Source organism: Nakamurella leprariae, from assembly GCF_016918035.1.
Lineage (GTDB): Bacteria > Actinomycetota > Actinomycetes > Mycobacteriales > Nakamurellaceae > Nakamurella > Nakamurella leprariae.
The window spans coordinates 63,806-76,686 of record NZ_JAERWK010000006.1 but is presented as its reverse complement, the minus strand read 5'-3'; the positions used below and the strand labels follow the sequence as shown (position 1 = coordinate 76,686).

The following is a 12,881-nucleotide window of genomic DNA, read 5'->3' as shown; positions in this document are numbered from 1 at the left end:
CCGCGACGGCCCCGACCGGCTCGACCTGAGTTGGTCCGGTGCGTACGGTCCGGTCGTGGACGCCGGAGGAGACCCCGTGCTGGCCCGTCTCGCGCGCGCAGTCGAGGAGGGCGCGGGCCATCGGGCCGCCACCCGGCGCGAGCTGGAACGGCTGTGGCAGGACCTCGGTGGCTCCGGTCCGCCGCTGCACCGCTGTGCCGTCGCCCATGCCATGGCCGACGTGCAGGACGACCCCGAGCGGGAACTGGTCTGGGACCGGCGAGCACTGGCTGCGGCCGAGCAGGTCACGCCGGACGAGGCCGAACGGGCCGGGCTCAGCGTCGCCGGTCTGTTGCCGTCCCTGCACCTCAACCTGGGCGACGTGCATCGCCGGCTCGGGAACGCCCATGCCGCCCGCCAGCACACCGAGCTCGGCCTGGTCGCGGCCCACGCGCTCGGCGACGACGGCTACGGCCGGATGATCAGTGCTGCGCTGCACCGGCTGGCGGCCCGGCTCGACGTACCGCCGTGAGTTCGGTCCGGGACGCAGCACGCCCGTGGCCGGAACTCCGACCACGGGCGCTGCTTCCCGGTCTCCCGGACCCCGCTCAGCGAGCAGGAGGTTCGATCACCGGCCGCGCTTGCTCCGGTACACCTGCACGACCGACGGTCGCGGCCCCCGCCAGTCGCCCGGCGCCGGAGTGGCGCCCTCGGCGACGTAGTCGGGGAAGTACGAGGTCTGCTCGGTCCAGGTGCCGTCCTCGCCCGGGTGCTGGACGTTGACGAAGACCATGCCGTCCTCGTCGTGGATGACGGGACCGCAGGTCTCGGCCTCGCGCGGCACGGCCAGGAACTGCTCGACACGTCCCCGTTCCGGGCCCTCGAGCGTCACCTTGAACAGGCCGTCGTTGTACCCGATGGTGCCGGGCTGCCCGTCGGTGGAGATCCACAGGTTGCCCCGGCTGTCGAAGGCCAGGTTGTCCGGGCAGGAGATCGGCGAGACCTTCTCGGCCGGGAACCCGGAGAAGTAGGTCGTGGTGTCCGGGTCGGACGGGTCACCACAGAGCAGCAGGATGTTCCAGCTGAACGTGGTGCCGGTGACGTCCGCGTCCTCGGTGATCTCGATGACGTGCCCGTCGCGGTTCGCCGTGCGAGGGTTCACCTCGTCCGCCGGGGCCCGCCCCTCGAGGCCACGGTTGGTGTTGTTGGTGCAGGCGACGTAGACCTTGCCGGTCTTCGGGTTCGGCTGCACGTCCTCAGGGCGGTCCATCTTGGTGGCGCCGACCGCGTCCGCGGCGAGACGCGTGAAGACGAGCGCCTCCTCGGCGGTGAACCCGGGCACGAGGCTGACGCCCTCGCGCACCAGCGGGATCCACTCGCCGGTGCCGTCGAAGGCGCCGTCGCTGGGGACCGTGCCGGTGCCGTCGATCTCGGCCGCCGGCGAGTCGCCGGTGAACCGGGCCACGTACAGGGTGCCGTCGGTCAGCAGCTGCTTGTTGTGCGGCCGCGACGCCGGGTTCAGCACGTCCGGGTCCATGGTGTCCTTGGACACGAACTTGTACAGGTAGTCGAAGCGCTCGTCGTCGCCCATGTAGACCCCGACGTGACCGCTGGCGCCGACCTGGATGCTGCCGGCCTCGTGCTTGAACCGGCCCAGCGCGGTGTGCTTGACCGGCGCGTCCTGCGGCTCGAACGGGTCGACCTCGACGATCCAGCCGAACCGGTGGGCCTCCTGCTCGTAGCCGGCGTTGTTCGCGTCGAAGCGCGGATCGATCGTCTCGAAGCCGTAGCTGGTCGCCGCGGTCGAGATGCCGTACCGGGCCTCCTGATCGGTGCCGCGGCCGACGAAGTACCCGTTGAAGTTCTCCTCACCCGAGAGCACGGTGCCCCACGGCGTGGTCCCGCCGGCACAGTTGTTCAGGGTGCCGAACACGGTGCGGCCCGACGGGTCCGCCACCGTCTTCACCAGGTCGGAACCGGCGACCGGGCCACTCAGGGTGAACTCGGTGGTCACCGTGTGCCGGCGGTTGTACGGGTTGCCGACGGTGTAGCTCCAGGGCGCGCCGTCCCGCTCGCGGGTCAGGTGCACGACGGACAGGCCGTGCGCCTCCATCTCGACCTTGCGGTAGCAGGCGAGCATGGCCGCGTCGGCCGTCTCCGGGAACATGATGTTGTGGTTGGTGTACTCGTGGTTGCTGACCAGCAGCGCCTCGTCCGTCGCCCACGGGATGACGATGATGTCGAGGTAGTCGTTGTTGTAGCCGAACTGTCGCGCCTGGAGCTCCGGCGTCTGGTGGGCGGCGTCGAAGACGTCGGCCACGTCGAACAGCGGGTCGCCCCAGCGGATGATGGTGTCCCAGGTGTAGCCCTCCGGGACGGTGAAGTCGTCGACGAGCTGGTCGACCGGCGCGATCGGCGCGAACCGCAGGTTCCCGCTGCCTCCCTTGCCGCCCCGCCAGGCGCCGTCCCAGCCGCCTCGGGAGCCGGCCGGACGGACCGCGGCGGCCGCCTCCGGCGCTCCGCCGACGAGCTGGCTGCCGACGACCAGGGTCAGGGCGCCCGCACCGGCGCCGCGCAGCAGCATCCGGCGGCTCAGCGCGGCGTTCGCGATCTCGTGGAACGTCGGGTTGGCGGTCTCGTTCGGGGCATGCTTGGCGCACGCGTCGTCGCACTTGAGGTGGCAGGTCACGGCGCTGCGCTTGCCGCGGGTGTGCCCGAACATGGGCAGCAGACGGCGGTTCTCGGCACGGGTCACGGAAGGGCTCTCCTCGACGGGGCGGCGGCGGTCAGGACGCGCCGGCGATCGGGAGCGGAGATGGTGACCGAGCGGCGGTCGGTCACAGCTGGTGCATCTTCCGATCACAGCGCGGGCCCACCATCGCCCGTCCAGGTGGCGCCTGGGACCCGAGCAGGTGAACGCGGGGTGGCCGGTCCGGTGAACGGCTGGTGACGCCGGCGGCGATCCAACTCATCCGGGTGGATCCGTCCGAACCCGCATCCGTTGGGTACTGATCAACCGGAGCCCGCACACGGACTCCACCGCGAGGAGAAGGAGCACGACATGTTGGGTCTGATCATCAGCCTGATCGTCATCGGTCTGATCGCCGGCGCCCTGGCCCGGCTGATCATTCCGGGCAAGCAGGACATGTCCATCCTGATGACGATCGTGCTGGGCATCGTCGGGTCGTTCGTCGGAGGGTTCCTGGGCTATCTGCTGTTCGACCGGGACGCCTCGGACGGGTTCTTCCAGCCCTCCGGCATCATCGGCTCCGTCATCGGCGCCGTGATCGTGCTGTTCCTGTGGACCCGGTTCGGGTCCAAGCGCAGCGTCCGCCGCTGAGCGCGGTGCCGCGGGGCGAGGCCGCTCGCCGGCCCCGCCCCGCGGCCTCTGCGACGTCGCCGCTGGGGCAGACTGTCGCGCATGACCTCCACCCTCATCCTGTTGCGTCACGGTGAGAGCACCTGGAACGCGCTGAACCTGTTCACCGGCTGGGTGGACGTGCCGCTGTCCGACAAGGGCGTCGCCGAAGCGGTGCGGGGCGGGGAACTGCTCAAGGAGCAGGGTGTGCTGCCGGACGTGGTGCACACGTCCCTGCAGCGGCGCGCCATCTCGACCGCCTACTACGCGCTGAACGAGGCCGACCGGCACTGGATCCCGGTCCGCCGGTCCTGGCGGCTGAACGAGCGGCACTACGGGGACCTGCAGGGCAAGGACAAGAAGGAGACCCTGCAGACCTACGGCGAGGACCAGTTCATGCTCTGGCGCCGGTCCTACGACGTGCCGCCGCCGCCGATCGCCGACGACAACACCTACTCCCAGGCCGTCGACCCGCGGTACGCCGATCTCGGCGACCAGGCTCCGAAGACCGAGTGCCTGCAGGACGTCGTCGCCCGCTTGGTGCCCTACCTGCAGGGCGAGATCTTCGACGACCTGCGGGCCGGCCGCACCGTCCTGGTGGCGGCGCACGGCAACTCGCTGCGGGCCGTGGTCAAGACCCTCGACGGGATCAGCGACGAGGCCATCGCCAAGGTCAACATCCCCACCGGCATCCCGCTGCGGTACGACCTGGACGACGACCTGCAGCCGATCACGGCCGGTGGAGAGTACCTGGACCCGGAGGCGGCCGCCGCGGCCATCCAGGCGGTGGCCAACCAGGGTCGCTGAGCCGTTCGCCCGGCGGACATCCGGCGGGCGACGGTCCGTCCGGACGCCGGTGAACGGCCGGTGGGTCCCGGGCGGGCGGGTGCGGCGCTCCGGTGCGTCCCGACCAGGTGCTGGAACGCCCGGTGAACGGCCGGAGAACTCTCGGCGGGAAACGCCCACCGCGCCGCGCATCGGCGTTCCGGCGCACCTGATCGGCCTCGGCGCGGACCTAGCATGCAGAGGTGCAGCTGCTGTCCGTGCTCGGGTACGTCCTGGTCGCCGTCGTCGGGGTGGCCGTCGGATGGCTCGTGTGCGCGATGGTGATGCGGCGCGCCGAGGCGGAGCGTGAGCAAGCCTGGCGGCAACCCACGGTGACCGACCACGTGCTGGCCGCCGCCGAGGCGGGGTACGTGGTGATCGGCGAGAACCGCCGGGTACTGCTCAGCAACGGGCGGGCCGAGGAACTCGGCGTGCTCCGGCACGGGGTGCCGATCGTCGAGGTGGTGGACGCCGCCGAGCAGGTCGCCATCCTCGACGAGCCGGTGCACCTGACAATCAAGGACCTGGAGGCGGCCCAGGCTTTCGGGCATCCGCGCGGCCCGGCCCGCACGGTGCAGGTCACCGCCTGTCCGTTCCGGGAGGGGTCGGTGCTGGTCACCGCGCACGACGACACCACGACCACCAAGGTCGAGTCGGTCCGGCGGGACTTCCTGGCCAACGTCTCGCACGAGCTCAAGACCCCGGTCGGGGCCATCTCGCTGCTGTCCGAGGCCGCCGCCGACGGAGCGGACGATCCGGACGCCGTGCGTGGCTTCGCGGTGCAGCTGGCCAAGGAGTCGGCGCGGTTGTCGGCCCTGGTCAACGAGCTGATCACGCTGTCGCGGCTGGAGAGCGCGGACACGGTCCCCGAGCTGGCTGCGGTCGAGATCGACGGCGTGATCGACGAGACACTCAACCGGGTGCGGACCGCGGCGTCCATGGGCGGCATCGACCTGGCCAGCGATCCGCGGTCCGGGCTGCTGGTCCGCGGCGACCGCGGGATGCTCGTCACGGCGTTGACCAACCTGGTGGACAACGCCGTGCACTACTCGCCGTCGGGCACCCAGGTGTCGGTGAGCCGGTCCCGCCGGGCCGGCGTCGTCACCATCTCGGTCACCGACCGGGGCGTGGGCATCCCGGTCGAGCTGCAGGAGCGGGTGTTCGAGCGGTTCTTCCGGGTGGACCCGGCCCGCTCCCGCATCACCGGCGGCACCGGCCTGGGGTTGTCCATCGTCAAGCACATCGCCAACGCCCACGGCGGCCGCGTCACCCTGTGGAGCCGACCCGGGACCGGGTCGACGTTCTCCCTCGAGCTCACCGCCCTGGACCGGACGCCCGCCGAGGCGAACCGGCCCTCCACCGGCACCCGTCAGCCCCGCGGCGGGTCCGACCGACCGTCCGGCGATCTCGCCGGATCCCGATCACGAGGAGCCCAGTGACCAAGGTCCTGATCGTCGAGGACGAGGAGTCGATGGCCGACCCGTTGGCGTTCCTGCTCCGCAAGGAGGGGTTCACCACGGCGATCGCGCCGACCGGCCCGGCGGCCCTGGAGGAGTACGACCGCCACGGCGCCGACATCGTCCTGCTCGACGTGATGCTGCCCGGGATGAGCGGCACCGAGGTGTGCCGGCGGCTGCGGACCCGCGGCCCGGTCCCGGTGATCATGGTGACGGCGCGGGACAGCGAGATCGACAAGGTCGTGGGGCTGGAGCTGGGTGCCGACGACTACATCACCAAGCCCTACTCGGCCCGGGAACTGATCGCCCGGATCCGCGCGGTGCTGCGGCGCGGCAGCGAGCCGGAGGAGGTCAGCTCGCCGATCCTGCAGGCCGGACCGGTCCGGATGGACGTGGAGCGGCACGTGGTCAGTGTCGACGGTCAGAGCGTCTCGCTGCCGCTCAAGGAGTTCGACCTGCTCGAGTACCTGATCCGCAACGCCGGTCGGGTGCTCACCCGCGGCCAGCTCATCGACCGGGTCTGGGGCGCCGACTACGTCGGCGACACCAAGACCCTGGACGTCCACGTCAAGCGGCTGCGCGCCAAGATCGAGCCCGACCCGGCCGAACCGCGGCACCTGATCACCGTGCGGGGTCTGGGCTACAAGATGGAGCCGTGACGGATCCTCCGGTCCCAGCTGTCCCGCCTGCCGGGCTCCCGGCTGTCCTGCTCTCCACGGCGTCGGTGTTCCCCGAGCCGACCACGGCGGCCTTCGCCGCGGCCGCCGATCTGGGGTACGACGGCGTCGAGCTCATGGTGCAGACCGACCCGGTCAGCCAGGACGGCGATCGCATCGCCGCGCTGTCCGAGCACTACGGGGTGCCGGTGGGCGCCGTCCACTCCCCGTGCCTGCTGATCACCGCGCGGGTGTGGGGGACCGATCCGCTGGTCAAGCTGTCCCGGTCGATCGACCTGGCCGAGCGGGTGGGCGCCGACGTGGTCGTGGTCCATCCGCCGTTCCTGTGGCAGCGGGCCGCGGCCGGGTCCTTCACCGCCGCCGTGGCCGAGCTGCAGCGGCGCACCGACGTCCGGATCGCGGTGGAGAACATGTTCCCGCTCTGGATGGGCGGGCAGCCGGTGAACTCCTACCGGCCGCACTGGAACCCGGTGTCCGAACCGCACCGCTGGTTCACGCTGGACGTCTCGCACACCGCGGTGTCCCGCACCGATGTCATGGGCCTGGCGAGGCAGATGGCCGGCCGGCTCGCCCACGTGCACCTGGCCGACGGCACCGGTGCGGGACGGGACGAGCACCTCGTGCCCGGGCGCGGTGACCAGCCCGCCGGCGAGCTGCTGGAGGCTCTGGCCGGGCTCGGCTTCGCCGGCGCGGTGGCCGTCGAGGTCTCCACCCGGGGCCGCAGCCACGCCGAGCGGGAGCTGGACCTGGCCGAGGCGTTGTCGTTCGCCCGGCTGCATCTGTCCCGCACGCCCGTACCCTTCCCTGGGGCGGAGCCCGGGGTGAGCGCACCGCGGCCGGCCACTGACTGACTGCACCTCGGGAGGACCAAGATGGCCGGCAATTCGAAGCGGCGCGGCGCCGTCCGCAGGGACGGCACCAAGAAGGGCGCCACCGTCGGGTCCGGCGGACAGGCCCGGCGGGCGCTGAAGGGCAAGGGCCCGACCCCGCGGGCCGAGGACCGCACCGGGCATCCGGCCAAGCGGCGGGCCGCGTCGGCGGCCAAGGCAGCAGCGCGCTCCACTCCGGACCGGCCGGGCCCCGGGGCGAGGCCGGCCCCGGTCCGCCGCGAGGGCCGGGTGCTGCCCGAGACGGTGATCGGTCGCAACCCGGTGGTCGAGGCGCTGCGGGCCGGCGTTCCGGCCACCGCGCTGTACGTCGCCCAGGGTCTGTCGTCCGACGAGCGGGTGGCCGAGGCGGTGGCGATGGCCGCCGAGCGGAACATCTCGCTGCTCGAGGTGTCCCGGCCCGAGCTGGACCGGCTGACCGGTGGCCTGCTGCACCAGGGCCTGGCCCTGCAGGTGCCGCCGTACCACTACGCCCACCCGGACGACCTGCTGGCCCGGGCCGCCGACTCGGGCCGGCCCGCGCTGCTGGTCGCGGTGGACGGCGTGACCGATCCGCGCAACCTGGGCGCCATCGTCCGGTCGGCCGCGGCCTTCGGCGCGCACGGCGTGATCGTGCCGGAGCGGCGCAGTGCCGGGATGACCGCGTCGGCGTGGCGGACCTCCGCCGGCACCGCTGCCCGGCTGCGGGTCGCCCAGTGCACCAACCTGGTCCGCACCCTCAAGGACCTGGCCGCGCATGGCCTGATGATCGCCGGGCTGGACGCCGACGGCACGGTCGACACCGACTCGTTCGAGCTGGCGACCGGGCCGCTGGTGGTGGTGGTCGGATCCGAGGGTCGCGGCCTGTCCCGACTGACCCGGACGGTCTGCGACGTCACGGTGTCGATCCCGATGGCCCGCAGCGTGGAGTCGTTGAACGCCTCGGTGGCCACCGGGGTGGTGCTGGCCGAGGTGGCCCGCCGGCGTCGGGCCGACGGCCAGGGCTGAGCGCACTGGTCGTCGGGCGGCCGTCCAATTGCTACTGTGTCTGAGATTCATTCTCGACGCAGGGTTGGAGCGCGCACATGGTCGGCAGGGCACGGGCACTGGTCACGGGGATCGCCGCGGCAGGTGCCGTCGCACTGCTCGCCGGCTGCGGTTCCGGTGATGCAGGCAGCAGCAGCCCCTCGAGCTCGCCGGCTCCCGGCACCGGCCCGGTCCTGGTCGCCACCTCCACCAACGTGTGGGGCGACGTCGTCCGGCAGGTCGGCGGCGACCAGGTCGAGGTCACCGCGATCATCAGCGAGCCGTCCGCCGACCCGCACTCGTTCGAGCCCAGCGCCCAGGACCAGCTGGCCGTCTCCGACGCTGCGCTGGTGGTGATGAACGGCGGCGGCTACGACGACTTCATGACCCGGCTGGTCGACGCGTCCGGCACCGGCGCCCCGGTGATCGACGCCGTCGAGGTCTCGGGTCTCGAGGGCGACGGCCACGCCGACGAGCACGCCGAGGACGAGCACGCCGGCCACGACCACGGCGCCTTCAACGAGCACGTCTGGTACAGCTTCCCGGCGGTCGCCGCGGTGGCCGACGACGTGGCCGAGCACCTGGCCGAGCTGCGCCCGGAGGCGGCCGAGACGTTCCGGGCCAATGCGCAGGCGTTCGACGCGCGGCTGGACGAGCTGACCGCCCAGCTGGACAGCATCAAGGCCACCGCTGACGGCACCGACATCGGCATCACCGAGCCTGTCGCGCTCTACCTGACTGAGGCGGCCGGCCTGCACGACCTCACGCCGGAGGCGTTCTCCGAGGCCATCGAGGGCGGGACCGACGTCCCGGTGCTGGTCCTGCAGGACACCCTGGACCTGATCGAGGGTGGGCAGATCAAGCTGCTGGTCAACAACGAGCAGACCACCAGCGCGCAGACCGAGCAGGTCACCGCCGCGGCCGCGGCGGCCGGCGTCCCCGTGCTCGAGGTGACCGAGACGCTGCCGGAGGGCACCGACTACGTCGGCTGGATGCAGGACAACATCGACGCGTTGCGATCCGCACTGGGGGCCTGACGCATCGTGGGCACGGCGGGGATGGCGGCGCCGGCCCCGGCGGCAGGCATGATGACCGGCGAGGTCGAGAGCGGGGAGGTGCCGGTGACGTCTCGGACGCCGGCTCCGGCGCTCCGGCTGCAGGGGGCGACCCTGTCGTTCGGTGACCGCACCCTGTGGTCGGACATGTCGTTGGAGATCCCGGCCGGTCAGTTCGTGGCCGTGCTGGGCGCCAACGGTTCGGGCAAGACCAGCATGTTGCGGGTCCTGCTCGGACTGCTCCCGCTCACCGCCGGCTCCGCCGAGGTGGCCGGGCGGCCGGTCCGCCGGGGCAGCACCCGGGTCGGGTACGTCCCGCAGCGCGTCGCGCTCGAGTCGGGCAACCTGATCAAGGCCCGGGACCTGGTCCGGATGGGCCTGGACGGGCACCGGTGGGGCCTGCCGCTCAGCGTCGGCCGGACCGGTCGCGCCGCCCGGCACCGGGTCGACGAACTGCTGACCTCCGTCGGCGCCTCCGCATTCGCCGACATGCCGGTCGGCCGGCTCTCCGGCGGTGAGCTGCAGCGGGTCCGGGTCGCGGCCGCGCTCGCCGCGGATCCCGACCTGCTGCTCTGCGACGAGCCGCTGGCGGCGCTGGACCTGCGCCGGCAGCGGGAGATCGCGGACCTGATCGACGCTCAGCGGCGCCGCACCGGCGCCGCCGTGCTGTTCGTGACCCACGACGTGAACGCCGTGCTGGAGCACGTCGACCAGGTGCTGTACCTGGCCGGCGGCCGCTGGCGGCTCGGGCCGCCCGACGAGGTGCTCACCTCCGCCGGGCTGACCGAGCTCTACGGCGCTCCCGTCGACGTGGTCCGGGTGCAGGATCGCGTCATCGTCGTCTCCGCCACCGAGGGCATCACCGGGCACCAGTCGCACGACGACCACGCCGCCCACCACGCCGCCCACCATGGCGCCCACGACGCCGATGCTCTCGACGAGCGTTTCGGGGTGGGCTGAGCGTGGACGACCTCTGGGACAAGGTCTTCAGCTTCGAGCGGTACGGCGAGCTGCTCGGCCTGGTGCACAACTCGCTGCTGGCCGGCGCGCTGCTCGGGCTGATCGGTGGGCTCATCGGCGTCTTCGTGATGGCCCGGGACCTGCCGTTCGCGGTGCACGGCATCAGTGAGCTGTCGTTCGCCGGGGCCGCGCTGTTCCTGCTCATCGGGCTGGACGTGGTGCTCGGCTCCATCGTCGGATCGCTGGCCGCGGCGCTGCTGCTCGGGTTGCTCGGGGTTCGGGCGCGGGACCGCTCGTCCGTCATCGGTGTGCTGATGCCGTTCGGTCTGGGCCTGGGCGTGCTGTTCCTGTCGCTCTACCCGGGGCGCTCGGCCAACAAGTTCGGCCTGCTCACCGGGCAGATCGTCGCCGTCGACGATCCACAGCTGGCCTGGCTGGCCGGGATCGCGGTGGTCGTGCTGGCCGCGCTGCTGGTGCTGTGGCGGCCGTTGATGTTCGCCAGCGTGGATCCGGAGATGGCTGCGGCGCGCGGGGTTCCGGTGCGGTTGCTGTCGCCGGTGTTCATGGTCGTGCTGGGGCTCACCGTGGCCATGTCGGTGCAGATCGTCGGGGCGCTGTTGGTGCTCTCGCTGCTGGTCACCCCCGCTGCTGCGGCGCTGCGGGTGACCGCCTCGGTGCTGTGGGTGCCGGTGCTGTCCACCGTGTTCGCCCTGGTGTCGGTGGTGGGCGGGATCCTGCTGGCGCTGGGTGGCTCGCTGCCCATCAGTCCGTACGTCACCACCATCTCGTTCCTGATCTGGGTGGTGTGCCGGCTGCTCGGCCGGCGTCGGGACCGCCACGGACGGATCACCCGGTCCAGGCCGTCGGGCGACGCGCACACCCGGACCGGGGGTCCGGCACCGATCGGCTGACCGCTACCGTGCTGTTCATGGATCGTTCGCGACGATCACGACCACCGGCCACGTTGGCGTCGCTGGCGGCCGAGCTCGGCGTCTCCCGCACCACCGTGTCCAACGCGTACAACCGGCCGGACCAGCTGTCCCCGCAGCTGCGGAGCCGGGTGATGGAGGCTGCCCGCCGGCTGGGCTACCCCGGCCCGGACCCGGTGGCCCGGTCGCTGCGCACCCGCAAGGCCGGCGCGATCGGGCTGCTGCTGGGGGAGCACGTCTCGTACGCCTTCCGCGACCCGGCGGCCGTGGCCTTCCTCGAGGGCCTGACGCTCGAGTGCGACCAGGCCAAGGTCGGGCTGCTGCTCGTCCCGGCCGACACCGACTCGGACGACGCCACCTCGGTCGCCGCGGCGGCGGTCGACGGGTTCGTCGCGTACTCGATGTCCGACGACGACCCGTACCTGGCCACCGCGCTGGCCCGCCCGGTGCCGGCCGTGGTCTGCGACCAGCCGTTCACCGCCGGGGTCGACGTGGTCGGGGTGGACGACCACGCCGCCGCCCGGGAGGTGGCCGACCACCTCACCGGGCTGAGCCACCGGCGGATCGGCGTGGTGTGCATGCGGCTGGGTCGGGACCGCAACGACGGGCCGGCCGACCTGACCCGGCAGGAGGCCGCCCGGCACCACGTGCAGCGGCACCGGCTGGCCGGCATCCGCGAGGGATTCGTGGCCGCCGGGGTCTCCTGGGACCGCGTCCCGGTGGTGGAGCGGTTCGACCACACCATGGAGGCGGGCGCCTCGGCCGCCGCGGAGGTGCTGGCCGCCGATCCCGGCGTCACCGCGGTGGTCGCCACTTCGGACGTGCTGGCCCTGGGCGTGATCGCCGAGCTGACCCGTCGCCGGCAGCGGGTCCCGGAGGACGTGTCGGTGACCGGCTTCGACGGCATCCGGGCGGCGGTGGACGCCGGGGTGACCACCGTGGTGCAGCCGTTCCTGGACAAGGGCCGGCACGCGGGCAAGCTGCTGCTCGACCCCGCCCGCCGCTCGCAGGGCCGGCGGATGGTGCTGCCCACCACCTTCCTGCCCGGGCCGACCACCGCCCCGCCCCGGTACTGAGCGCCCCCGCCGGACGCGGCCGGGTCGCCGCCGGCGACGCCGTACGCTGCCTGCCGTGTCCATCCGTCGCATCGTGATCTGCGGTGAGCCCGTCCTGCACCGCCCGACCCGTCCCGTCACCGAGTTCGACGCCGACCTGCAGACGCTGGTCGACGACCTGTTCGAGACGAACACCGCCGCGAACGGCGCCGGCCTGGCCGCCAACCAGATCGGCGACGAGCGGCGGGTGTTCGTCTACGACTGTCCGGACGGGCCCGGGGTGCGGCGGCGCGGGTACGTGGTGAACCCGGTGCTGGAGACCTCGGGCCGCCCGGAGACGATGCCGGACCCGGACGCGGACTGGGAGGGCTGCCTGTCGGTGCCGGGGGAGAACTTCCCGACCGGTCGCGCCGACTGGGCCAAGGTCAGCGGGCAGGACGTGCACGGCGAGCCGATCGAGGTGGAGGGGACCGGCTTCTTCGCCCGCTGCCTGCAGCACGAGACCGACCACCTGGACGGGTTCCTGTACGTCGACCGGCTGGTGGGCCGGTACGCCCGGGACGCCAAGAAGACGCTGCGCCGCAACGGCTGGGGCGTGCCGGGACTGTCCTGGCTGCCCGGGACCGATCCCGACCCGTTCGCCTGATCGTGTCCGGACCGTGGCCCGTCGCGCTCCGGCGCGACCGGGAGGCGC

General features: G+C 72.6%; 13 protein-coding genes. 12 read left to right on the top strand and 1 reads right to left on the bottom strand.

Translation table 11 applies throughout. The features are described from left to right. The first annotated feature begins 55 nt into the window (after positions 1–55). Positions 56–511, top strand: coding sequence for a hypothetical protein (locus JL106_RS04445; RefSeq protein ID WP_205259493.1), 456 nt, complete (start codon positions 56–58; stop codon positions 509–511). 96 nt (positions 512–607) lie between these two features. Here the strand turns inward: JL106_RS04445 and JL106_RS04440 are convergent, their stop codons facing one another. After that, a complete protein-coding gene (locus JL106_RS04440) occupies positions 608–2,701 on the bottom strand; it encodes a PhoX family protein (protein WP_205259576.1) in 2,094 nt (697 codons plus the stop codon). A gap of 339 nt (positions 2,702–3,040) precedes the next feature. Between JL106_RS04440 and JL106_RS04435 the strand changes: the two genes are divergently transcribed. From JL106_RS04435 to JL106_RS04385, 11 genes are all read left to right on the top strand, one after another. Beyond that, positions 3,041–3,319 carry a GlsB/YeaQ/YmgE family stress response membrane protein gene (locus tag JL106_RS04435; protein ID WP_205259492.1) on the top strand — a complete coding sequence of 93 codons (279 nt, stop codon included), beginning with the start codon at positions 3,041–3,043 and terminating at the stop codon, positions 3,317–3,319. 81 nt (positions 3,320–3,400) lie between these two features. Further along, complete coding sequence (locus JL106_RS04430) at positions 3,401–4,144, top strand: phosphoglyceromutase (RefSeq protein WP_205259491.1); 744 nt, start codon at positions 3,401–3,403, stop codon at positions 4,142–4,144. Positions 4,145–4,365: 221 nt separating this feature from the next. Next, complete coding sequence (locus JL106_RS04425) at positions 4,366–5,601, top strand: sensor histidine kinase (RefSeq protein WP_205259490.1); 1,236 nt, start codon at positions 4,366–4,368, stop codon at positions 5,599–5,601. After that, a complete protein-coding gene (locus JL106_RS04420) occupies positions 5,598–6,278 on the top strand; it encodes a response regulator transcription factor (protein ID WP_205259489.1) in 681 nt (226 codons plus the stop codon). Before JL106_RS04425 ends, JL106_RS04420 begins: the two co-directional genes overlap by 4 nt. Next, positions 6,275–7,147, top strand: a complete 873-nt coding sequence (locus JL106_RS04415) for a sugar phosphate isomerase/epimerase family protein (RefSeq protein ID WP_205259488.1) — start codon at positions 6,275–6,277, stop codon at positions 7,145–7,147. Before JL106_RS04420 ends, JL106_RS04415 begins: the two co-directional genes overlap by 4 nt. Before the next feature lie 21 nt (positions 7,148–7,168). Next, a complete protein-coding gene (gene rlmB, locus JL106_RS04410) occupies positions 7,169–8,170 on the top strand; it encodes a 23S rRNA (guanosine(2251)-2'-O)-methyltransferase RlmB (RefSeq protein ID WP_205259487.1) in 1,002 nt (333 codons plus the stop codon). Positions 8,171–8,247: 77 nt separating this feature from the next. Further along, entirely contained in the window at positions 8,248–9,225 is a 978-nt protein-coding gene (locus JL106_RS04405; RefSeq protein ID WP_205259486.1) for a metal ABC transporter solute-binding protein, Zn/Mn family, read from the top strand. 48 nt (positions 9,226–9,273) lie between these two features. Further along, entirely contained in the window at positions 9,274–10,203 is a 930-nt protein-coding gene (locus tag JL106_RS04400) for a metal ABC transporter ATP-binding protein (RefSeq protein WP_205259575.1), read from the top strand. A gap of 2 nt (positions 10,204–10,205) precedes the next feature. Then, positions 10,206–11,114, top strand: coding sequence for a metal ABC transporter permease (locus tag JL106_RS04395; RefSeq protein ID WP_205259485.1), 909 nt, complete (start codon positions 10,206–10,208; stop codon positions 11,112–11,114). Positions 11,115–11,131: 17 nt separating this feature from the next. Beyond that, the gene (locus JL106_RS04390) at positions 11,132–12,208 is read left to right on the top strand and encodes a LacI family DNA-binding transcriptional regulator (RefSeq protein WP_205259484.1); all 1,077 of its coding nucleotides are present in this window, start codon (positions 11,132–11,134) and stop codon (positions 12,206–12,208) included. A gap of 55 nt (positions 12,209–12,263) precedes the next feature. Further along, positions 12,264–12,833: a peptide deformylase gene (locus JL106_RS04385; protein WP_205259483.1), complete on the top strand. Its 570-nt coding sequence runs from the start codon at positions 12,264–12,266 to the stop codon at positions 12,831–12,833. The last annotated feature ends 48 nt before the right edge of the window (positions 12,834–12,881 follow it).